The organism is Aequorivita echinoideorum (genome assembly GCF_018476645.1).
GTDB lineage: Bacteria > Bacteroidota > Bacteroidia > Flavobacteriales > Flavobacteriaceae > Aequorivita > Aequorivita echinoideorum.
The window spans coordinates 99452-122811 of sequence record NZ_JAHCTB010000001.1; the positions used below are offsets into that span (position 1 = coordinate 99452).

The 23360-nt window shown below is 39.6% G+C and carries 20 protein-coding genes and 1 riboswitch; of the genes, 4 read left to right on the forward strand and 16 right to left on the reverse strand.

Features of this window, described 5'->3' with window-relative positions; translation table 11 throughout:
- Positions 1 to 43 precede the first annotated feature (43 nt).
- The 5 genes from KIV10_RS00525 to rsgA form a co-directional block, all read right to left on the reverse strand.
- Positions 44 to 370 (reverse strand): nucleotide pyrophosphohydrolase, encoded by a 327-nt coding sequence (locus KIV10_RS00525; RefSeq protein WP_214111533.1) that lies wholly within the window; start codon positions 368 to 370, stop codon positions 44 to 46.
- Positions 371 to 384: 14 nt separating this feature from the next.
- Complete coding sequence (locus KIV10_RS00530) at positions 385 to 2406, reverse strand: DUF3857 domain-containing protein (protein ID WP_214111534.1); 2022 nt, start codon at positions 2404 to 2406, stop codon at positions 385 to 387.
- A 20-nt stretch (positions 2407 to 2426) separates the two neighbouring features.
- Entirely contained in the window at positions 2427 to 4328 is a 1902-nt protein-coding gene (locus KIV10_RS00535) for a DUF3857 domain-containing protein (protein ID WP_214111535.1), read from the reverse strand.
- A 65-nt stretch (positions 4329 to 4393) separates the two neighbouring features.
- Positions 4394 to 4846 (reverse strand): D-aminoacyl-tRNA deacylase, encoded by a 453-nt coding sequence (gene dtd, locus KIV10_RS00540; protein ID WP_214111536.1) that lies wholly within the window; start codon positions 4844 to 4846, stop codon positions 4394 to 4396.
- A gap of 144 nt (positions 4847 to 4990) precedes the next feature.
- The gene (gene rsgA, locus KIV10_RS00545) at positions 4991 to 5941 is read right to left on the reverse strand and encodes a ribosome small subunit-dependent GTPase A (protein ID WP_214111537.1); all 951 of its coding nucleotides are present in this window, start codon (positions 5939 to 5941) and stop codon (positions 4991 to 4993) included.
- 107 nt (positions 5942 to 6048) lie between these two features.
- Here rsgA and KIV10_RS00550 point away from each other — a divergent pair, with 107 nt between their 5' ends.
- The gene (locus KIV10_RS00550) at positions 6049 to 6477 is read left to right on the forward strand and encodes a hypothetical protein (RefSeq protein WP_214112126.1); all 429 of its coding nucleotides are present in this window, start codon (positions 6049 to 6051) and stop codon (positions 6475 to 6477) included.
- Between the two features lie 3 nt (positions 6478 to 6480).
- Here the strand turns inward: KIV10_RS00550 and KIV10_RS00555 are convergent, their stop codons facing one another.
- Positions 6481 to 7563 (reverse strand): bifunctional 3-deoxy-7-phosphoheptulonate synthase/chorismate mutase type II, encoded by a 1083-nt coding sequence (locus KIV10_RS00555; protein ID WP_214111538.1) that lies wholly within the window; start codon positions 7561 to 7563, stop codon positions 6481 to 6483.
- 242 nt (positions 7564 to 7805) lie between these two features.
- Between KIV10_RS00555 and gldA the strand changes: the two genes are divergently transcribed.
- Positions 7806 to 8705, forward strand: a complete 900-nt coding sequence (gene gldA, locus KIV10_RS00560; protein WP_214111539.1) for a gliding motility-associated ABC transporter ATP-binding subunit GldA — start codon at positions 7806 to 7808, stop codon at positions 8703 to 8705.
- Here the strand turns inward: gldA and KIV10_RS00565 are convergent.
- The 10 genes from KIV10_RS00565 to KIV10_RS00610 form a co-directional block, all read right to left on the reverse strand.
- Complete coding sequence (locus KIV10_RS00565) at positions 8692 to 9441, reverse strand: head GIN domain-containing protein (protein WP_214111540.1); 750 nt, start codon at positions 9439 to 9441, stop codon at positions 8692 to 8694. The two genes, gldA and KIV10_RS00565, sit on opposite strands and share 14 nt — an antisense overlap.
- A 25-nt stretch (positions 9442 to 9466) precedes the next feature.
- Positions 9467 to 10609 (reverse strand): acyloxyacyl hydrolase, encoded by a 1143-nt coding sequence (locus tag KIV10_RS00570; RefSeq protein WP_214111541.1) that lies wholly within the window; start codon positions 10607 to 10609, stop codon positions 9467 to 9469.
- Positions 10610 to 10636: 27 nt separating this feature from the next.
- A complete protein-coding gene (locus KIV10_RS00575; protein ID WP_246516146.1) occupies positions 10637 to 11392 on the reverse strand; it encodes a head GIN domain-containing protein in 756 nt (251 codons plus the stop codon).
- A 1-nt stretch (position 11393) separates the two neighbouring features.
- Positions 11394 to 12491 carry an acyloxyacyl hydrolase gene (locus tag KIV10_RS00580; RefSeq protein WP_214111542.1) on the reverse strand — a complete coding sequence of 366 codons (1098 nt, stop codon included), beginning with the start codon at positions 12489 to 12491 and terminating at the stop codon, positions 11394 to 11396.
- Between the two features lie 20 nt (positions 12492 to 12511).
- A complete protein-coding gene (gene metF / locus KIV10_RS00585; RefSeq protein WP_214111543.1) occupies positions 12512 to 13468 on the reverse strand; it encodes a methylenetetrahydrofolate reductase [NAD(P)H] in 957 nt (318 codons plus the stop codon).
- Positions 13469 to 16624 (reverse strand): vitamin B12 dependent-methionine synthase activation domain-containing protein, encoded by a 3156-nt coding sequence (locus tag KIV10_RS00590; protein WP_214111544.1) that lies wholly within the window; start codon positions 16622 to 16624, stop codon positions 13469 to 13471.
- Complete coding sequence (locus KIV10_RS00595) at positions 16624 to 16977, reverse strand: four helix bundle protein (RefSeq protein WP_214111545.1); 354 nt, start codon at positions 16975 to 16977, stop codon at positions 16624 to 16626. The genes KIV10_RS00590 and KIV10_RS00595 overlap by 1 nt, the downstream gene beginning before the upstream one ends.
- Before the next feature lie 165 nt (positions 16978 to 17142).
- Entirely contained in the window at positions 17143 to 18087 is a 945-nt protein-coding gene (locus KIV10_RS00600; protein WP_214111546.1) for a pyridoxal-phosphate dependent enzyme, read from the reverse strand.
- Positions 18084 to 19097, reverse strand: a complete 1014-nt coding sequence (locus KIV10_RS00605; protein WP_214111547.1) for a homocysteine S-methyltransferase family protein — start codon at positions 19095 to 19097, stop codon at positions 18084 to 18086. The genes KIV10_RS00600 and KIV10_RS00605 overlap by 4 nt, the downstream gene beginning before the upstream one ends.
- A 164-nt stretch (positions 19098 to 19261) precedes the next feature.
- Positions 19262 to 19366: riboswitch (SAM riboswitch) on the reverse strand.
- 201 nt (positions 19367 to 19567) lie between these two features.
- Positions 19568 to 19990 carry an OsmC family protein gene (locus tag KIV10_RS00610; RefSeq protein WP_214111548.1) on the reverse strand — a complete coding sequence of 141 codons (423 nt, stop codon included), beginning with the start codon at positions 19988 to 19990 and terminating at the stop codon, positions 19568 to 19570.
- A gap of 324 nt (positions 19991 to 20314) precedes the next feature.
- Between KIV10_RS00610 and metK the strand changes: the two genes are divergently transcribed.
- Positions 20315 to 21568 (forward strand): methionine adenosyltransferase, encoded by a 1254-nt coding sequence (gene metK, locus KIV10_RS00615; protein WP_214111549.1) that lies wholly within the window; start codon positions 20315 to 20317, stop codon positions 21566 to 21568.
- A gap of 273 nt (positions 21569 to 21841) precedes the next feature.
- Complete coding sequence (locus KIV10_RS00620; RefSeq protein WP_214111550.1) at positions 21842 to 23350, forward strand: MORN repeat-containing protein; 1509 nt, start codon at positions 21842 to 21844, stop codon at positions 23348 to 23350.
- The last annotated feature ends 10 nt before the right edge of the window (positions 23351 to 23360 follow it).

Consider the following 23360-nt stretch of genomic DNA (forward strand, 5'->3'; position numbering starts at 1 on the left):
CGATTTCCAAAAACCCTTCGTGTTTATTACTTTTTTGAACACGCTATTTTAGTTTTTTATTGTTGTGATGCCTATCGTGATCCCGTTTGGTCTTCAGTTGCAATTTTTTATCAAAAGCTTCTTGCAGATTCACCCCGGTTTGGTTGGCAAGGCATAAAACCACGAAAAGAACGTCTGCAAGCTCCTCGCCCAAATCCTTGTTTTTATCGCTTTCCTTTTCGCTTTGTTCTCCGTAACGGCGTGCGATAATTCGGGCAACCTCCCCTACCTCCTCGGTAAGTTGGGCCATATTGGTAAGTTCGTTAAAATAGCGAACGCCGTGATTTTTTATCCACTCGTCAACCGCTTGTTGCGCATTTTCAATATTCATAGACAGTAACTTTCTTACACCTTCGAAAGTACTACTTTTTCATTTTCCTTCGCAATTAAAAGTTCGTAGAATTTTTTCAGATTTCCGTAATCTGCGGCGGCAATATAAGCTTCATTTATTGCCAATTCCACCGTGAGCTGTAATTTATTCGCGGTTTGGGCGATGGCATATTTAAAGCTTCCCGTATTTTCCCCTAAACTAAAAGCAGAACTTTCCGGAATGGATTCTACCTTATAACCTTCAGGAATATTGATGCTAACAATATATCTGTTCTTTGTGGGAAAGCTGTAATCTATAGGGTAATTTCGTTCTTCTAATTTAAATGGGTTTTCCGTTGCTGCCATAAAAAGCAGTGGTGAAAAATAATATTTTCCACTTACTTCTTCCACTGCATCCAGCACTTCAAAATCATATTGAAGCGAGACGGGCTCATACGGTTTTTCCAAATTTCCGAATTTTACATTTGAAAGTTCAGTGTTAATGTATTCCTTTTCCAGCTCTTTTCTCTGGGTGTCTTCCTGCGCATTTTTGAAATGTGAACGATACTGAAGTGCGTAATTTCCTGTAAATCTGCTCTGTGAAGATCCTTTCACATTCATATTGTTTGACAAATCTACATTTACCATGGTACTTTGCACTGCGGGCGATACGGAACGTAATGGCACGAAAAACGGTTCCCCATTTTTTGAAATGGCCAAACCTTGCCAGTTAAGGATTTTTGGCTCTAAAATTCCTATCTCACCATCTTTGTTTGTGGCATCCAGCAACATTTGTCCGCCATTCATCTCAACCATTGCAATTACATAATTGAAACAATTCATGGAAGGAAAAAGTGGAATTCCGTGATTTTTTGTACTCACGAGGACCGGGCTTGCGTTGATGCCAGCGTGGCGCAGCATTGCAACCAGCATCAAATTGATATCAGCTACGTTCCCGCTACCTTTTTTGTAAGCATCTTTTACTCCCACGTTCGTGAAGTAACCATTATAGTTGTTCCAGGTCATTTTATTCTTTGCGAATTCAAAAATCTTGACAAGTTTCTCGCGGGAATCGGTTACGCCAGATAGAAGTGCATCCACATCCTTTTCGAAGTAATTTGATCGTCGCAATTCATCTCCAAAAGAATCCACGCTGTATATTCTGTCCGACACATCATCCCAGGTAGTAGAATATGTTTTTATAGGCGAACCTGGGAAATCGATATAATTCAACTCAAACTGAAGTGCAGTTGCATAATTATTGATATTTCCGGCGTAGGCTTCTTCCTTCATTGCTGGGACATTTTGAATTTCGACCGTATTTATGTGCTCTTTAAATTTCACATTTCTGGTTTCCATTTCGCGACCTGTTCTTCCAAATCCGCTTGTTGATGTCGTTGTTTCATTAAAACTAATTGTTCTCTCATACCCATCCTTTTCAACTCTATACGGCACCCAACCCCTTTGGTGCGTGTTGTATACAAAATATTCTGGGGAGCTGAAAACAAGTTTTACATTGTCCACGGGTATGGTCTCCTGAAATTTATACTCATCAATGTTGAAGATGAAAGGAGAGGTTATAGTGTACTTATACTCTATCACACAACCCTCTTGAAGCGCGGGAAGCGTAAATTTAGTTTGGGTAAGATATTTAGAGGACTTTTCTTCAAAAATGCCGTCGTTTCGCAATTTTTCTTCCTGCATTTTTCCGCTTGAGTCCATAAAATAGGTGTTGCCCCGTAGACCGCCAATTTTATCTTCGCCACCATTGCTGCTTTTGTGAAGATCAACCGTAACGTTTGCCCAATCAAAGCCCTCTTTCGAATAAATTTTTATGCGCTCATAAATATCCGTAACCATATAAAAACCTGTATCTTGGGAGTATTGAAATTCTGTTTTGGTCTCCCTGTAAAGTATTGAAGCATTTGCTGATGGATCTTGTGGGTGTTCCTTTTGAAGGACCTCTTCTTCTGAAACTTTGCCAAATTTGAAGTTTTGTGCAATTGATGTGTGATTTGCAAAAAGTAATAATACTGAAATAACTAGTAGGTTTTTCATATGTATTTAAAAAGTAAATATTAATTTTTTCTGAGCAATAGTTTGGTTCTGTCCAACTTTGAAATGGTGCGGCAAAACTCGCGGTAATTTTCATATTCTGAAGGCGCGTAAGTTCCCTTGTTGATTATGAGCTTGCGCTTGTATTCAATTTTATTTTCGGAAACGGATTTGAAATCAATACTGTATTTTCCGAATTTATTCTCGATTACGGTTGCATCCGGCAATGAATCAAAACTGAAATTTTCCGGTATTTCAATTTCTACCGTATCAATGTCCATAAAGCCTTTGGACAAGTGTAAATTTTGCTTTCTGTTCTCGATTCGAGGAGGTATGTGGCTATTCTGGTTAAAGATGTTCGGGCAAAAAAGATAATCCTTTCCCACTGCGTTCGCATAATGTGGAATGCTTAGGGCAACATCTTCGGTAAAAACTATTTCCTCTTTATTGTTATCAAAATTTATTTCAGAAAAGGATACACCATTCAAATTGCTCCATTTATTTTTATAATGTTTATCAATTTCATCCTGTTTTTTCTTCGGAAGCAAAAATTTATCTTCATACTGAAGCCCCTTCGAAATACTTTTAAAGTTTGCCGACACATCGCCGGTTTCGGCCACGCTTACGGTTGCCTTACTTTCCTGTGTATTTTCATCTACTCCATAGGCTTTTGTATGAACAATTTTTCCGCCTTCCGGCGTAATTACCAATACATCTCTATCATCAGCAAAATCGCCTATAAATCCGTAAGGCGTATCTTGGCTCGTACATTCCAGCCACGTCATAGTATCCCCATCTGGAATTGCCAAAAACGCGTGGTTGCCTTGTATGGATGCAAAATCCTTCATAATGTTTCTTTCAGACTCTTCCCCAGCCCAAAGCACGCTGTAATAGGAAGGAACTCCAACGGCTTCCAGCAGCGCCTTAGTGTAGTTTGTAAGTGCCTTGCAATCTCCATAACTTAAATTATCCACATCTGATGCCAACATGGGTTTCCACCCACCTATTCCTATCTGTATGCTCACATAGCGCACTTTATCCTGAACAAATTGATAGACCTTTCTTGCCTTTCCCTCATTCGTGGTCTCATTTGCAACAAGACTTTTAACTCTGGCAATAGTACCCTCGGGCAGATCGCGCACATCCGTGAGTAAGGATTTATCCATCCATTCCCCAAATTGCCGCCAGTCTTTACCATAACCTTTGGTTCCTTTCAAATAAAATTGGTCCAGAGCAAAATTTACCTTTGGGGCAATATTCATAAAGCCTACACTGTACTCTTCATAATCAATAGGCTTAATATTGGTAGCAGTACAGGTTATTTGATTGTTTGCATCTTGTACTTCAATGGCAAACCCATCAATATTTTCAACGGTATGCTTCGGTTTATTTTCTGGACTATAGGAAAGTTTTGCAACACTTTTCATTGTGCCGCGCGCATAACCACCTACCGGATACCAAGGAGAGATAAATCCTGAATCCTTAGATTCCGTTTCAGCATTAAAAACCAAAATGTATGGGTATGTGGTGGGGGTATAATCCAAATATAATACGCGATCATCATTATAAATGCTAATTCCATCCCCGCGGCTCACATCCTTAAAATCTCTTTTTTTGAAATGCTCAAGTTCTTTACCGTTTGCATCATATACGAAAACCTCAATATTTTTTATCTTGGTATAATCGTCATAAAATGCATATGCCTGGGCGTGCTTATCTCCCATTTTATTCAAAACCGCGGTTGCGCTGTGGGTTTTCACTTTCATCTTGCTGATGTCAGTAACATCAGTTTCTACAATTTCATTGATTAAAATGCTATTTGATTTTTTTAAAAATTCAATAGGAATACCAGAAATAGTGTAGCTTTCTTGTGAATAAAGACCGAACGTGGTCAAAATTAATGTGATTAATATAAGTTTCTTCATACCATCTCCTGTAAAGAGCGGCAAGATATAAAATTTATGAAAAGTTAAAAAAAAGTTAAGGTATTTTATTCCCTGTTTTTGGAGTCCATTATTATAGTAACGGGTCCATCGTTCACTAACGATATATCCATCATCGCACCAAAGATTCCCGTTTTTACAGTCGCGGAAATTTCATTTTGCATTTGAGAAATAAAATTTTCATATAACGGGATTGCATAATCTGGACGCGCAGCTTTAATAAATGAAGGCCTATTTCCCTTTTTTGTGCTGGCGTGAAGTGTAAATTGGCTAACAACCAAACACTCACCAACTATATCTTGAAGCGATAAATTCATGGCATCATTTTCATCAGGAAAAATCCGCATTTTTGAAATCTTACCAGCCAACCATTCCGCATCCTCCGTTGTGTCTTCTGCTTCTATCCCCAAAAAAACCAAAAGTCCTTTTTCTATTTCAGAAAAAATTTTACCATCAATAGTTACCGATGCTTTTTTGACTCTTTGAATTACTACGCGCATTATGGAAAATTCGATTATTGGATTATTGGATTATTGGATTGTTGATTATTTAATTCTTAATGATCGGCATTTGGGATTTGGGATTTGGGATTTGGGATTTGGGATTTGTGATTTGTGATTTGTGATTTGTGATTTTAAGAAAAACTATTTCTCCCCATAAATATCTTTTCTGAAATGATCTTCTTCCCCTTCCAAAATCTGCAAATAACTTTTGTAACGGGACCACGCAATTTCATCATTTTCCAAGGCTTCTTTTATCGCGCAATTGGGTTCTTCCAAATGAAGGCAGTTATTGAATTTGCAATTTTCTTTCCGTTCAAAAAATTCCGGAAAATAATTCCCCAATTCCTCTTTTTCCATTTCCACGACGCCAAACCCTTTGATTCCGGGCGTATCAATTATCTGTCCGCCAAAGGAAAGATCAAACATTTCAGCAAAGGTTGTGGTGTGCTGGCCCTGCAGATGTTGTTCAGAAATTTTTGATGTCTTCAAATCCAAATCTGCCTCCAGCGTATTGATCAAGGTAGATTTTCCCACACCGCTGTGGCCGGAGAACATAGTGACTTTATTGGTCATCAACTCTTTCACTTTATCCACATTCTTTCCCGTTGTAGCGGAAATTCCTATACATTCGTAGCCAATATTTCGGTAGAGCGCGGCTAGCATTTTTATTTCAAACAACTCGTCTTCATTGTAAGCATCAATTTTATTGAATAGCAATACGGTTTTTATATGGTACGCTTCAGCCGTAACCAAAAATCGATCGATAAATGTGGTGAAGGTGGGCGGATTGTTCAAAGTAATGAGCAAAAATGCCACATCTATGTTTGCGGCGATAATGTGGGTTTGCTTTGAAAGATTTACAGATTTGCGAATTATATAATTTTCGCGCTCATCAATGCCTGAAATTACACCTATAGTCTCATCGCCTTTTGTCTCAATTTCAAAATCCACATGGTCTCCCACGGCAATGGGATTTGTGCTTTTAATTCCGCCTATTCGGAATTTTCCCTTAATTCTGCAATCGTAAAACGTGCCGTTTTCGGCTTTAACAGAATACCAACTTCCCGTGGATTTATAGACAGTTCCCTTCATCGTAACAAAAATCCAAAATTAAATACAAACAATCCTATAAAAATTTATTTTTACTTAGCTAAACATCAAATTAATACACTTATGAAAAATTTTGTTTCCTTTTAGTTATAACGCTTTTCTTTTCTACCGAAATTTTTGCGCAGCAATATGAGGTTAAAGTTGTAACTGTTGTAGAATCCATTGTCCCTAATGGTTTGGGGCGCTCGCGGATGATTTCAGCAAATGCGGAGCGTGATTACAAGGAATTCACCACTACCCAAAGCGAGGATGACAATTCCCGCAATAAGTCTGATAGGTCTGACATTCGCGTGAAGGATTTCGATGAGACCAAACTTCTCAATTTCTATAATTTAGGCGGAATACGCTTTCAGAATATTGCGGCCAATGATGCGCTGATAACTTCAAAAATTAATACCATGCTTGCTGAAGGCTGGGATTTGGCCTTTGTAACCAGCGCCGTGGAAAGCGACGCTGGCGAAAAAGACGGACAGGGAATTTTCATTACCCGGCTTGTTTTTAAAAAATTGAAGCAATAACCATTAAGGGTTTATCACCTTTTTTTGGTGGTTAATGGATTCTTGATGGATGGCCTTGAAGAGGGCGAGCGTAAATTCTTCATTCAGCTGATTTTTCTCGCCTTCCTTGGTCATTCGTTGCAGAATTTCATTCCACCTTTTTCGCTGGAGGATCGCCACATTATTTTCTTTCTTCAGAAAACCAATTGCATCTGCAATCTTCATTCGTTCCCCAAGCGTATCAATCAATCGCTGGTCCAAAATATCGATTTTAGTACGAAGCATTTGCAATTCCTTTTTAAAATTGACGCTTGCGCCGTCCGTACTTCTAATTCGTAACTCTTCCGTAATAATTCGTAAAGTTTCTGGGGTGATTTGCTGAGCAGCATCGCTCCACGCTTTGTCGGGATTGCAATGCGTCTCTATCATTAATCCATCATAATTTAAATCGAGAGCGGTTTGGCAAAGTTCAAAAATAAGATCACGCCGGCCCGCAATGTGCGATGGATCCAAAATAAGCGGCAAATCTGGAAATCTGTTCTGAAGATCAATAGGTATTTGCCACTCTGGATTATTCCTGTAGCGTGTCTTTTCATAGGTGGAAAACCCGCGGTGAATTACACCCAAGTTCTTAATTCCGGCTTCATAAAAACGTTCCACCGCGCCCAGCCAGAGTGCCAAATCTGGGTTGACGGGATTTTTGACCAACACAATTTTATCGGTCCCGTTCAAGGCATCGGCAATTTCTTGGACGATAAATGGCGATACCGTGGTGCGCGCACCCACCCAAAAAATATCCACATCGTGCGCCAGCGCCAGGTCTACGTGGTGCGTATTCGCAACTTCCGTGGCAATCATCAATCCGGTTTCCTTTTTTGCCCTTTGAAGCCATTTGAGACCCAAAGCACCCACGCCCTCAAAATTTCCAGGGCGGGTTCTGGGTTTCCATATTCCGGCACGCATTGCGGTGGTGTCCGTAGTTTTAAGCTGGTGCGCAATGTTCAATACCTGTTCCTCCGTTTCTGCGCTGCACGGGCCAGCAATAACGAGGGGATGGCTCAAATTAAATGCGTTTAACCAATTTCTCAACTCCTTTTTATTCTCCATAAATTTCAAAAAAAAAGTCCCTAAAAGGGACTTAAATTTATATATAAAAGTATAATATTCCCTATTGATGGCAGTTAATGAGAAGGTGCCAGCATATTCTGCAAATATTATAATTAATGTGTATTTTCATGACAGCTAAAATAGTTAATAAATACGGCAATAAAGATTTGTTTTGTAAAATTTTAAATTATTTGGCGAAATGACTTCGGAAGAAATTTATGTAGCTTTGTCCCTGTTAAAATATGTCCATAAAAGTTGAAAATATAACCAAAACCTACGGCGAGCAAAAAGCGCTGGATAGTATTTCATTTGAAATTAAAAAAGGAGAAATCGTAGGGTTTCTTGGCCCGAACGGTGCCGGAAAATCTACAATGATGAAAATTTTAACTTCGTTTTTGCCAGCTTCGGAAGGTGTGGCAATTGTCAATGGTTTTGTGGTGAGCAAAGATGATATTTCAGTAAAACGAAGTGTGGGCTATCTGCCAGAGCACAATCCGCTATATTTGGATATGTATGTTCGCGAATACCTGCTTTTCAATGCTGGGATTTATAATATTCACAAATCTGAAGTAGATTCAGTTATCGAAAAAACGGGCTTAACTCCGGAAGCAAATAAAAAAATAGCGCTGCTTTCAAAAGGATATCGCCAGCGTGTAGGACTGGCCAATGCGCTGTTGCACAACCCGGAAGTTCTTATTCTTGACGAGCCCACAACTGGTTTGGATCCCAACCAATTGATTGAAATCCGCCAGCTTATCAAGAATTTGGGAAAGGAAAAAACCGTTTTGCTCTCAACGCACATTATGCAGGAGGTCGAAGCTATTTGCGATAGGGTGATAATAATAAACAACGGTAAAATTGTGCTGGACAGAAAACTGGAGGATTTAAAACAAAACCAACAACAAATTATTGAGGTTGAATTTGATTATCGCGTGGAAGAAATTGCGCTTCAAAAAATTGCGAAGCTTGGTAAAGTTGAAAATTCGGTTGGATTTGTATATCTATTGTATTTTGATACGGAGCAAGATATGCGCGCAAAAGTTTTTGATTTTGCCCACGACAATGGATTGAAAATTCTTCAATTGCATCAAAAAAACATTACCCTCGAAAAATTATTTTCTGAATTGACTATTCAAAAATAAGCCTGCCACGGTACAGTTCTTCTACCTCCACAACAGCCGGCCGATTTTTTGAAATTACATTGCCCAAACTCACGATGGAACCTCTAATTGCCCGCTGGGGATTTACAAACATTTCACTGGTGCTTCGGTGAAAAATTGATAATGATTGTACTTGTAGATCGGCAGCTTCAATTCTGCAATCGCCAGCAAAAAGACCGAACGAAGCATATTCCGCAGAACCTTTTAATCTGAAAACCGAAAGGCCATTTGCGACAATACTCAAACTTTCCACATCCAAATCCAGAATAAAATCTCCATCTATATGATAGACATCCTCGTCCATTCTATCCTCGGACAGCAAAGTAAGTGACGGGTAGCGAAGAACCCCAATACTTTCAATGGGCAATCCTGTGCTGCTTCGTATTTCGGTGATGTTTGGTGCGGTTACATATACTTTTGTAATTCCGTAATCGCGAACCACGTTGCAACCGTTATTGTTATAAATGGAAAGAACGCCATTTTCAACCTTGAGCTCAATATCATTCATCAAATTTTCTCCAGATTCCACCGTAACTTTTTGCGTTTCGCCCTGCTGAATAAAAAGTTTTGTGCGTTCGTAGACTATGATTTTTGAGAACGTCGCCACGGTCATTTCAGTCTGGACAATATCCCCAGCCGTTTGAAAGCAGTTGAGACCCTTTTCCGAATCACAACCCAAAAGGACTATAAGCGATACTATTAAGATTAATTTTTTCATATTTTTCCTGAAATTTCCAGAATTTCTAAAGTCTTATCCCTACGCTAAACTCAACAGCTTCGGCCTTTGCCCAATGCGCATGTACGGTTGCCGCCGCAAAAAATTGATCATTGAAAAAATAACGTTTCAGCCCCAGCCTATTATACACCCTATTTTCAAATTCAAAGGGATAGTAAACATAATACCCTAATTGCGAAACAAATGCAACTCTATTGAAACGCAGCTCGTGGCCCACAAAAACACCTACACGCTTATAATCCTCATCGCCGGACAGCCCAAGTTCTGAGTATGCAACGGACCGATAATAAATCAATTCCTTTAAAAAATTTGAAAAATATACATCCACACCCGCTTGCAAGGTACTTTTGTAATTAATCCTTTTATCCGCAAAAACCGAAGCTACATAAAATGGATATTGGCCTTGCCCTATCACATCACTCTCATTGAGTCCCGCTCTAAATACGAAATTGTATTTAACACGTTCCGCGTGGGTGGAACTCAATGAATCTGGCGTTTTGTTGTATTCTGGAAATTTTTCGTGATCCACTTGGTAACTGATTCCGGCATTAAATGCAAAAGTATTGGTGCTATTATTGGGTGCACGGAAATTAGCATTACTATAATGTATAATTCCAAAACCTGCGTGAAACCCGAATCCACGCCAAACATTCTCACGAACATAATTCATCTTTAAAAAGGTAGTGCTCAGAAAACGGGAACCGTAAGCGTTGTTTTGATAATTGGTTTCCGCATCGTAAGGTTTTTCGGCGTAGGCAATTCCTTGGCCGAGCCTGATTACCAAATGTCTGTTATAAAAATACCAGTTGTAATGCCCGTAAACACCTATGTTTTCACCTAAAAATTCATTGTGCATATTTTGGTAAGCGACTGTAAAACCCCAATCCGGAAATCGATATCGGCGCTCCCATTCATTGAAACCGTACGTTTTTCGATTGTAACTTAAAATGAAACCAGTGGGATGTCCCGTAATTAAATGCGAAATATCCGGATTGTGCTCTAAAATGGTCCCGTAAAAATAATCCGCTTCAAGCGAAAATGGCTTCAGCTCTTCTTGTTGTGGAGCTTCAACTGTTGAAAAATCTTCTTCCTGCGAGAAAAGTGGAAAACTTAAAAAGAGGGAAATAAATAGCGGGAAAAAGTACTTCATATTTTTTATAAGGCTGGTAAAGATAAACTAATCTTCAAATAATAACCTTCCCGTAAATATTTCTTTTACATCAATTATTGAAGGCCTGTTGTGCGAGATTATATCGCCAGTTCCCAAAATTTCCCCAACGATACTTCGTTCTGGATTCACTATCATTTTATTGGCACTTCTTTGGAAGACAGTCAATTCACCAATTAAAAAATTGGCTCCCTCAAATCTTGGATATTCATCGGCAAAGCCCAAACTCGCCGTTTCGGCAGTCCCGGTAATGTAAAAAACGCTTTGCCCGTTTGCTTCCACAATCAATTGCTGGCAATTCAAAATCAGATAAAAATCGCCACTTTTCCTGATATTTTCCGGTCCGGCCGTGGTATTGCTAATTAAATGAAGTGTAGGGAAATTCAAAATTCCTTCGCCAATCACATCAAAAGCAGAACTATTTCGTATTTCTGAAATATTCGGGGAAGTGACAAAAACCTTTGTAATTCCATATTCCCGAACCAAATTGCAACTGTTTTGGTCTTTCACCACAAGCGTTTCACCTTCAATTGAAACAGAAACGTCGGGCATTAAATTTTCACCGGTTTCCAATACCACACATTGAACTTCACCCTGCTTCAAGTAAAGCGCAACCTCGTCCTCAATTCTAATTTTTGAAAAATCTGTAACGGAAATTTCTTTTGAAATAATACTTCCGGCCTTCTGAAAACAATCATTTGCGTTTTCTGAATCGCAGGAAAACAGCATTGAAATTAATAGGAAGCAACCAAGTTTTCTCATCATTTTAGATTCTAATTCCCAATCCAAATTCCACGCCTTCAACCTTTGCTCCGTGCGATTTTAAAGTGATGGCGCTAAATAATTTTTCGGTAAAATAATATTTTAATCCTGCGCGAATGTACGTTTTGCCCTCAAAATCATACGGGTAGTAAACGTAATAACCCAATTGCGAAACTACGGCCAACGCATTGATTCTCAATTCGTGGCCAGCAAAAATTCCGACACGTTTAAAATCCTCGTCGCCCTTTACACCAAAGCTGGGAAAAGCGATGGAAAGATATTCAATCTCCTTTTTAAGAAATGGCAAATAAAAAAAATCCGCACCCAATTGAAGCGAACTTTTATAGCTCAAACGCTTGTCAGCAAAGGCCGAAACCACAAAAAAGGGATGCTGGCCGAGATTGAGATAATCACTTTCGTTCAACCCGCCGCGCAAAACAAAATTGAATTTAATAGGTTCTGAAATTTTGTTGGGAACGGAATCGCGAATATATTCCGAAGCATTTTCATCCTCTAAAGCATAATTCACGCCCACATTTACAGCAAACGTATTGGTGCTGGAATTTGGCGCCTTAAAATTTCCGTTGGAATAATGTACCAACGAAATTCCCGTTTGCAACGCAAAATTTTTAAAAATATACGGCTTGTTGTAATTCAGCATCACGTAAGTTGAGCTCAAAAAATGCGAACCATAAGCATTGTTTTTGAAATTTTTATCAAGGTCAAATGGATTCGTGTTGTACGCAATGCCCTGTCCAATTCGTAAAAAGAGATTTCTTTTTAAAAAATAAAAATTGAAATGCCCATAAAGCCCATAATTTTCTCCCAAAACCGGATTATGCGGATTTTGGTGGACCATTGAAAAGCCCCAATCTGGATAGTTATATTCTTGGTGCCAGCGCTCTGTACCAAAGGTTTTATGGTTAAATCCCAAAATAAATCCGTCGGGATGTTCTTTTATTAAATGTGAAATATCCTTATTGTGCCGAAGTATGGTTCCGTAGAAATAATTGGCGTCCACAAAAAAATTGGTACGATTGTTTTCCTGTGAAAAAACAAAGGATATATTAAAAATAAAAAACAAAAAAGCTAACCGGAACATCGTCGCAAATAAACGCAATCCTAAAATATCTGCGAAGCAATCTGTTTTATATTATCACTTTTTCCCATAGAATAAAAATGCAGAAAAGGCACGCCGGCATCCATTAATTCCTTGCTTTGATTTATGCACCACTCAATACCCACCTCGCGCACTTGCTTGTTGTCCTTACATTTTATTACTTCCCGAACAAGCGAATCCGGCAAATCCACCTTAAACCTATGTGGAATCAAATTGAGATGTTTGCTCACCGCAATAGGCTTCAACCCTGGAATTATAGGAACATCGATGCCTTCATCCTTACACTTTTTTTGAAATTCAAAGAATTTTTTATTGTCAAAAAACATTTGCGTTACCACGTATTTTGCACCGTTTTTTATTTTCTTTTTTAGGAAATGAATGTCGCTTTCCACGCTTGGGGCCTCCATGTGTTTTTCCGGATATCCCGCCACGCCCACACAAAAATCGGTAGGACTGCTGTTTTGAAGCTCATCATCAAGATACGTGGCATTATTCATATCCTTTATTTGCGAGACAAGATCACATGCATATTTGTGCCCATTTTTTTCGGGCGTAAAATAGGTTTCACTTTTCACGGCATCGCCACGAAGCGCCATCACATTATCAATCCCCAAAAACTGAAGATCTATCAAAAAATTTTCGGTCTCTTCTTTCGTAAAACCTCCGCAGAGAATATGCGGCACGGCATCTACGTGATATCTATTTTGAATTGCGGCACAAATCCCTACTGTTCCCGGTCTTTTACGCACAACTTTTCGTTCAATCAAACCGTTGGGAAGTTCCTTAAAACTGTACTCCTCGCGGTGGTAGGTTACGTTTATATAGGGCGGTTTAAACTCCATCAACGGGTCAATATTGTTGAAAATGGAATGTATGTTTTCGCCCTTTAAAGGCGGTAAAATCTCAAACGAAAATTGTGTTTTTCCGTTGCCGTTTTTTATGTGTTCGGTTACTTTCATCTAATCAGCAAGGTTTGTTTTCAGCCAATTGGTGGCTTCTTCTAAATTCATATTTTTTCGCTTAGCGAAATCTTCCACTTGATCCTCCTTTATTTTTCCGAGGCCAAAATAGCGCGCCTCGGGATTCGCAAAATAATAGCCCGAAACCGAAGCTGCCGGCCACATGGCCAAACTTTCGGTGAGCTCCACGCCTATATTTTCTTTAACTTTCAGCACATCCCAAATAGTGAGTTTTTCCAAATGATCCGGACAAGCGGGATAACCCGGCGCGGGACGTATTCCTTTATATTTTTCTGAAATTAAATCCTCGTTTGTAAGATTTTCTTCAGAAGCGTAACCCCAATATTCGGTGCGCACTTTTTTGTGAAGATATTCCGCAAAGGCCTCTGCCAAACGGTCCGCCAACGCTTTTACCATTATGGAATTATAATCATCGTGCTCTTTCTCATATTTTGAAGCCAATTCAGCAGTGCCAAAACCCGTACTTACACAGAAACAGCCGATATAATCTTGAATTCCAATTTTCTTTGGCGCGATAAAATCGGCCAATGCAAGGTTCGGTTTTCCGGTGGCTTTTTGGGATTGTTGGCGAAGCGTTCGCAAAAAATAATTTTGAATTCTGAATTCTAAATTTTGAATTATTATATCATCATCATTTACTGAATTTGCCTCAAAAATCCCAAAGACGGCTCGTGCTTCCAAAAGTTTTTCTGAAATGATTTTGTCGAGCATTTTTTGGGCATCAGCAAATAATTCCGAAGCTTGCGTGCCCACAATTTTGTCTTTCAAAATATTCGGAAATTTTCCGTGCAGTTCCCAGCTTCTGAAAAAGGGCGTCCAATCGATGTAATCCTTCAAAATATTCAAATCGAAATCCTTCAAAACCTGCACACCCAATTGTTTCGGTTTTTTTATTACCGCGGAATTCCAATCAATTTGGAACTTGTTTTTTCGAGCTTCCTCGATTGAAACATAGGTTTTTACGGTTTGCCTTTTCAAAAAATCGTTTCTGAAAACTTCATATTCCCTTTTCAGATTTTCTTTGTACGAAACTGACGTTTCCTTTTTCAATAAATCGCCAACCACAGTCACCGCCCGGGAAGCGTCATTTATATGAACCACCGCACATTCGTACTCGGGATCAATTTTTACGGCCGTGTGTGCTTTGCTTGTGGTTGCGCCACCAATCAATAACGGAACTTTGAAATTTTGGCGTTGCATTTCCTTCGCCAAAAAGACCATTTCGTCCAACGAAGGCGTGATCAAACCGCTCAAACCAATGGCATCCACGTTTTCCTCTTTTGCGGTTGCGATTATTTTTTCGGGCGGCACCATCACGCCCAAATCAATTATTTCGTAATTGTTGCACGCCAAAACAACGCCCACGATATTTTTCCCGATGTCGTGAACATCGCCTTTTACGGTTGCCATTAGTATAACTCCTGCCCCCCTGCCCCCCGAAGGGGAGTTCTGTGGATTACTTTCTGAGGAAAGTTCTTTTAATCTTTTAAAAATTGTCTCGAGGACTTTATCTGTATTTTTGAATACTTCTTCATTTGTAAAACGGATTACTTTATATCCTTTTTTTTCAAGCCACTCTGTTCTTTCTCCATCTTTTAGCTTGTGTTCTGGAAGCTGATGTATTAGTCCATCGATTTCAATTATTAGATTTTTCTTTAAGCATATAAAATCTGCTATGTAGGAGCCGATAATATGCTGTCTTCGAAATTTATAGCCTTCAAGATTTTTTCCGCGTAATAAATTCCACAATATCCTTTCGGCATCTGTGGGTACACTACGCATTTTTTTTGCAAAATCCTTCATCAACCCATAGAGCATTGGGTCTGCCGTCTTCCAATTATAAGTTCTTTTATCAGATTTTTTTTCGTCCAGTTGGAAGCTCCCCCCTTCGGGGGGCAGGGGGGGCTTTATGTAAGGAAGCAAGTACGCCACGGCTTTTTTCATCACGCGCGCACTTTTCACCACTTGCGGCAAAAACATTTTCCCGCTTCCGAAGAGGTCACCAACCACGTTCATCCCCATCATTAAATGGCCCTCGATTACCTCAATGGGTTTTGAAACGCTAATTCTGGCTTCTTCGATATCTTCCAAAATAAATTCGTCGATTCCCTTTACCAAAGCTCTGGTAATACGATCTTGCAACGGTTCTTCGCGCCACGAAAGATCGATTTTACTTTCCTTTGAAGTTCCTTTTACGGTTTCGGCAAAATCGAGCAGGCGTTCCGTAGCATCATCGCGACGGTCGAGCATAACGTCTTCCACGCGTTCCAATAGATCTTTCGGAATATTATCGTACACCTCCAACAGCGCAGGATTTACAATGCCGATATTCATTCCCGCTTTAATGGCGTGATACAAAAAAACGGAATGCATCGCTTCCCGCACGGGGTCATTTCCCCGGAAACTGAAAGAAACATTGCTCACGCCCCCGCTCACGCTCACGTGTGGCAGATTTTCCCGAACCCAGCGCGTGGCTTCAATAAAATCGATTGCGTTTCGGCGGTGCTCGTCCATTCCCGTGGCGACGGGAAAAATGTTAAGATCGAAAATGATGTCTTCGGGAGCGAATTTTACTTGATTCACCAAAATATCATAGGAGCGTTTGGCGATTTCAATTCGTCTTTCGTAATTGTCAGCTTGGCCCACTTCATCAAAAGCCATTACGATTACCGCGGCACCGTAGCGTTTTATGCGTTTTGCGTGATGGATAAATTCGGCCTCGCCTTCCTTTAAACTGATGGAATTCACCACACATTTGCCCTGCACCACTTGCAAACCGGCTTCGATAATTTCCCACTTACTGCTGTCAATCATAATGGGAACGCGTGAAATATCGGGCTCTGCGACAACAAGATTTAAGAATTTCACCATCGCCTCTTTGCCATCGATCAAACCATCATCCATATTCACGTCGATGATCTGCGCGCCATTTTCCACTTGCTCGCGGGCCACGGAAAGCGCTTCCTCAAAATTCCCTTCTTTTATCAATCGAAGAAATTTCTTTGAACCTGCCACATTGGTGCGTTCCCCCACGTTTATAAAATTGCTTTCGGGGGTTATTATAAGCGGTTCTAAGCCAGATAATTTTAAATATCTTGGTTGTTGGTTGATAGTTGATGGTTGATCGGCTTTCATTATAATTTTTTGTAATATTTAATAAATCCGTTCAACAATTTTTTACAACTTTCAATTTGAGTATTGATTTCATTTAATTGACTTTTATTTATGAAATCTTGATCCAATGCTAAAAATAATTGTGTTTCCAATTCATATAAAGAACCTCGTGAGATATATAGAAATTGAATTGTGTCTTTGGAAGTTCTTCTCCCACAACCTTCTGCAATATTTGATGGAATAGAAACAGCGCACCTTCTTATTTGGTTTGTCAGACCATATAATTCCTCTTTCGGAAAACTTTTCGTCAATTCATAAGTTGAGTTGACCAATTCCCGAGAAAATTTCCATACATCCAAATCCCTATATTCCATTATTTGGTTATTTGTTTTTTGTTGAAGGTTGATGGATTTTCATTTTGATATTTATTAAACCGTTTATATTTCTAATCTAATTTTACTAATCTATATTGCTATTAATATGTTGGTTCCTAGAATATTTCCATCAACCAACAACTATCAACTATCAACCAACAACAATCAACTAAAAGGCAGATTTTTTAAATCCACATTTCCCCCAGAAATGATAATTCCTATTTTTCTATTTTTAAAGCATTCCTTTTCCCGGAGTAATGCCGCCAAAGGAACCGCACAGCTCGGTTCCACGATTATTTTCATCCGTTCCCAAATCAGTTTCATTGCGGCAATGATTTCGGTTTCTTCAACTCTAATTATTTCAGAAACCAATTCTTTAATGATTGGGAAGTTGATATCGCCCAGAAACGTTTTCAGTCCATCGGCAATGGTGTTTGTGGTCTCGTTGAATTCTATTTTTCCAGATTGAAGGCTTCGGAATGCGTCGTCAACCGCAAACGGTTCGCCACCGATTGTTTTACAGTTTTTTCCAAAATAATACGCCGAAAGTGATGTTCCGGCAATCAATCCGCCACCGCCAACGGGTGCGAAAACATAATCCAAATCGGGGTGTGATTGCAACAGTTCCGCGGCCGAAGTTGCATTGCCCAGAATCACATTTTTATCGTTTGACGGATGGATAAACGTCGCACCCGTTTCTTTTTGAATCCGTTCAGCCTCAGTTTCCCTAGCAATGGGTGTTGATTCCGATTCGGTGATAATTCCGCCGTAACCTTTAACCGCTTCCTTTTTCACTTGCGGCGCGTTTTCAGGCATTACGATATACGCTTTTACGCCAAGATTTTTTGCGGCCAACGAAAGTGCCTGCGCAAAATTTCCGGAGGAATGCGTCACAACACCCGCTTTTTTCTGTGCTTCGGAAAGTTGCAAAATGGCATTGGTTGCACCTCGCATTTTAAATGCACCCATCTTTTGGAAATTTTCACATTTGAAAAAAACCTGGGCGCCGGAAAGTTCATTCATATAGGAAGATTTCAAAACAGGCGTGTTGTGAACGTATGGCTTTACGCGCGCGCAGGCCGCTTCAACTTCTTGTTTTGTGGGTATCATACAGCAAGATTTTCAGATTGCAAAATGGGTCGCGGTTTGTATTGTGAAGCGATTTCGGCAATCGCTTTAATATGTTCAGGTGTGGTGCCGCAACAACCGCCTATGATATTTACCAACTGCTTGTCCAAATATTCCTTAACCTGCGAAGCCATTTGTGACGGACTTTCATCATATTCGCCGAACGCGTTTGGCAATCCCGCATTTGGGTAGGCGCTCACGGCAAGATTGGTGCGGTTTGCGATCACTTCCAAATGGGGCGTGAGCTGTTTGGCGCCCAAGGCACAATTGAAACCCACGCTCATTAATGGAATGTGCGAAATGGAAATCAAGAATGCCTCTGCGGTTTGGCCGGAAAGCGTGCGTCCGGAAGCGTCCGTTATTGTTCCGCTTATCATTATGGGAATGTCGAGATTTCGTTCTTCTTTTATTTCATCGATGGCAAAAAGCGCTGCTTTCGCATTCAATGTATCAAAAATGGTTTCCACCAAAAGAATATCCACGCCGCCGTCAATCAAGGCTTCGCTTTGTTGTTTGTAAGCAACGCGCAATTCTTCAAAAGTAATGGCTCGGAAACCGGGATCGTTTACATCGGGGCTCATACTCGCGGTCTTGTTTGTGGGGCCAATGGCGCCGGCCACAAATCGTGGTTTGTGCGGTTCTTTGGAAGTGAAATCCTCAGCGACTTTTTTTGCGATTTTGGCAGATTCAAAATTGAGTTCATACACCAAATCCTGCATATCATAATCGGCCATTGCGATTGTGGTGCTGGAAAAAGTATTTGTTTCCACAATATCGGCACCCGCGGCGAAATATTTTGAATGGATTTCGGCAATTGCCTGCGGTTGGGTAATTGAAAGCAAATCGTTATTTCCCTGCACCGATTTATGAAAATCCTTAAAACGTTCTCCACGAAAATCTTCCTCGGAAAATTTATAGCGCTGGAGCATTGTGCCCATTGCGCCATCGAGGATCAATATTCGGTTTTGCAGTGCTTGTTGTATGTTATTCATTTCTTGATTTTTGATTGAAGTTCACATTTGCGTGAGGGATTGAGGCATTGTTTGAGCTCTTTATTTTTTTGAAAATAAAAATAAAAGCGAGTGCCGAAAGCCCGACCCGAAGGGGCACGCCACAAAAAAATTATCTCAAGAAAAGGTGATGGAAAACCTATGTGTTGTTATCTATTCCGCAAAAACGGATAGAATGTAGCACCTTCATTCTGGCGAAAGGGTTGCTAAGGCGTCAAAGGGTCTATTCCCTCGGCCTTTCTTGATAACTTTTCAGTATGGTTATGAACTGGAACAAAGTAACAGTATAAAATTTAGAATACAAAATTTACTTTTTGAAAGGACCGCTACGCTGAAAGACAAATGACCGCTTCGCTGAAAGAAAAAAAATGACGAATGGACATAAAGGAATTTTTTTCCATTTTATCTTTAATCTTTTTGTCCTTTCATCTTTTTATCTTTTTTGTCCTAAGTCATTCTAATAATTTTCCGTTCAAAACAATGCTGTACGTAATCTTCACCGAAGCCTCGAGCGTGATGGAAACCGAGCAGTATTTTTCAAAACTGAGTTGGGCGGCGCGTAGGGCTTTTGCCGCATCGATCTTGCCTTCCAGAAAAATGGTGACGTGCATTGACTCGAAAGGCTTGGCATCCCGCACTTCCTTTCGCTGGCCTTCCACTTCCATTTTATAGGAGGTGATTTCCTGCCGTTGTTTCTTCAGAATCATTACGATATCTATCGCGCTGCAACCGCCAACCCCCATCAGCAAAAGCTCCATTGGGCTGGCACCTTTTGAGGGTTCATCGGTTTTATTGTCGATTAAAACTGGAACTTCGGAAGCACCTTTTGCCTCAAAAAGGTAATTGCCGTTTATTCTGTTCAGTGAAACTTTCATACTTTCAAATCGTTTATGGAATAGTCTGCAAATTAGGTTTTTTGCGAAATATATTAATCTTTTGAAATTTGGTTTTAATATGTACATTTGCATCCATCACGAGGAAAGATTTGACTGATTGCAACCTCACTAAAAAATGCTAAAGGCAGTGAAAACCTACCTTCGGCGCACTCGTCAAATCTTTAAAAATAACATAGGACTTTTGGAGATAAGACCTAAGACTATTATATATTTAAAGGAAATTGAGAAATAATTATAGTCATATGCCTTAAGTCATTGTGTCCTACGTCGTTTTAAGTTTTTATAAAATTTTAAATTCAATTTATGGCCTATTTATTTACTTCGGAAAGTGTTTCTGAAGGACACCCAGACAAAGTTGCGGACCAAATAAGCGATGCGCTTTTGGATAATTTTTTGGCTTTTGACCCAGAAAGCAAAGTTGCTTGCGAAACCTTGGTAACTACCGGACAGGTAGTTTTGGCGGGTGAAGTGAAGAGCAATACCTACCTTGACGTTCAAACCATTGCGCGGGACGTGATCAATAAAATTGGCTACACCAAAGGTGAATATAAATTTAGTGGCGATTCCTGCGGGGTAATTTCGTTAATTCACGAGCAATCACAAGACATTAACCAAGGTGTGGATCGCGAAAACAAAGAGGAACAGGGCGCGGGAGACCAAGGAATGATGTTCGGTTATGCCACAAAGGAAACCGAAAACTACATGCCGCTGGCGCTGGATATTTCACATAAAATTTTGATTGAATTGGCTGCGCTTCGCCGTGAAGATTCTGAAATCAATTATTTGCGCCCCGATGCAAAAAGCCAAGTTACTATTGAATATAGCGACGATAATATTCCGCAGAAAATAGTTGCGATTGTAGTATCTACACAGCACGACGACTTTGATGAAGATGAAAAAATGCTGTCGAAAATCAAAAAGGATATCACTGAAATTTTGATTCCGAGAGTGAAAAAACAATTACCGGAATATGTTCAGAAATTGTTTAATGATGAAATAGTTTATCACATTAACCCTACCGGGAAGTTCGTTATAGGCGGGCCACACGGCGATTCCGGACTTACAGGACGAAAAATTATCGTGGACACTTACGGAGGAAAAGGTGCACACGGCGGTGGTGCCTTCAGCGGAAAGGATCCAAGTAAGGTTGATAGAAGTGCGGCTTATGCTTCAAGACATATTGCGAAAAACCTCGTAGCTGCTGGCGTTGCCGATGAAGTTTTGGTGCAGGTAAGTTATGCCATTGGCGTTGTGGAACCGACTTCTATTTTTGTGAATACCTATAATTCCAAAAATGTAAAACTTTCTGATGGAGAGATTGCGAAAAAGGTTTCAGAAATATTCAATATGCGTCCAGCGGCAATCGAAAAAAGATTGAAATTAAGAAACCCAATCTATTCCGAAACCGCATCCTACGGGCATATGGGAAGAACGCCAGAAACTATAACTAAAACTTTTGAAAGTCCGTACAACGGAAAAATAGAAAAGGAAGTAGAACTTTTCACTTGGGAAAAATTGGATCACGTTGATGCTGTGAAAAGAGCTTTTAACTTGTAGCACCAAAAAATAAGTTGAATTCCGATAGTTACATCGGGATAAAACATAAATCCCAAATTCCAATTGCCACGTTTCGGTAATAGTTGGAATTTGGGATTTTTTTATAGAGAAAAATAGCTTTTCCAGATATTTCATTAAATGTTTCTCGCTCAAAAATTTAAGGCAATTGCCCTATTTCTTACCCTTCTTTTTACAGTTATTATTGTCATTCCGAAAGTTTTGTGAAACTAATACAAAATATTCACACATAATAATCCGCTAAAAACCATCGAAATGAAAAACTTCATTTATTTACTATTTGCAATCACGGTCAGTAGCCTAAACGCGCAGACTGAAAAGCCCATTTTTCAAGATTTGGCCACTTATGCACCCATCAATCCAGAACAGGGTGATAGTTATTATCTGGCTCCCTTACACAATAAAAACGTTGCCAATATTATGGCAATCAATAGTATGGGCCAACCGCTTCAAAAAATAGATTATGACCAGGAAGGAAGACCAACTACTTATTTAACGCCCACGCAAACAAACACTTACAGTTATTCACCCGATGGGCGCAAGGTAGTTGTTAACAACCTGTTCCATTACAATCTGGACGATAAAGGGAATGTTCTTAAATATTATGAACAAGACAGTTATAACAATACAATTCACAAAAAAACGGAAAACACCTATGATGAAAAGGGAAATTTAGTGCAAATTGAATTTTTCAAACAAAGCCCGGTAGGCCGTGGAAGATATGACCTTCAATCCCAGTACATTTCTAACTACCAATTTGACGATAAAAATCGAAAAATAGCAGAAATTGGAAAGAATTATCAATACAATTATGATTACAAAATCACCAATGACCAATTAATAATTACCGGCTCAAAAAAATCCGGAGAAAAGATGTCTGAATCCATTTACGATAAAAATGGAATTTTGACCAAATACAGCTATTTTCTTTACGGCACCAAAATAACTGAGTATATAAAGAATTATAACCAAAACGGTTTATTGATACAGGAAAAAGTAACCTCAACCGTACCCAATGAAAATAAGGCAACGCGCTATATTATTACCTATAAAGACGGTACGGTGGAAGGTCCAGACAACAGCACCCCACAATTTATAGATGCAAAAAAGACGAATAACGTCTATACCAAAGCTACGACGGATTTTTCTTCTCAAGAAGGGTTTTTTGAAAAAGGAAAACTGAATGGTCCCGGATTTATGCAGGAAAACGGAATGGGTTACAAAGGCGATTTTAAGGACGGAAAACTGAATGGATTTGGGCAAATTTATTTCGCTTTGGGAAAACAAAAGATTACCTTTGGTATGTTCAAGGATGGCGTGTTGAATGGCCACGGCTTTGTGGTTGAAATGGATCCCGTCCTTGGCCCGAAGGTAACGGAGGCAGGCATCTATACCAATGGAAAACTAAACAAGGATTTGGCGAAGGATTTGTTGTCCAAAAAAGCTACGTATACCTGTGAAGGCAACTGCCAGGAAGGCTTTGGAATAAAGAAAGAAGGTGACACTCTCACATATTCATTTTTTGAAAATGGGAAGGAAATAGGACCATATTTTACTATGAAAAACAAACAATTGGTTCAGTATGGAGCAAAATTTCCAGATTACCATTTTCTGGAAGGCCTGGTTGAAGCTGATTATTATTTAGGATTGTGGAATACCAAAAAAGGCAAGGCAAAAATCGTCAAAAAAACCGCTACGGGTGTTGACGCGGGTATTATAGAAAAAGGAAAATTTGAAACGAAATACGAAGTGGTATTAAAATAAAATGATTTTA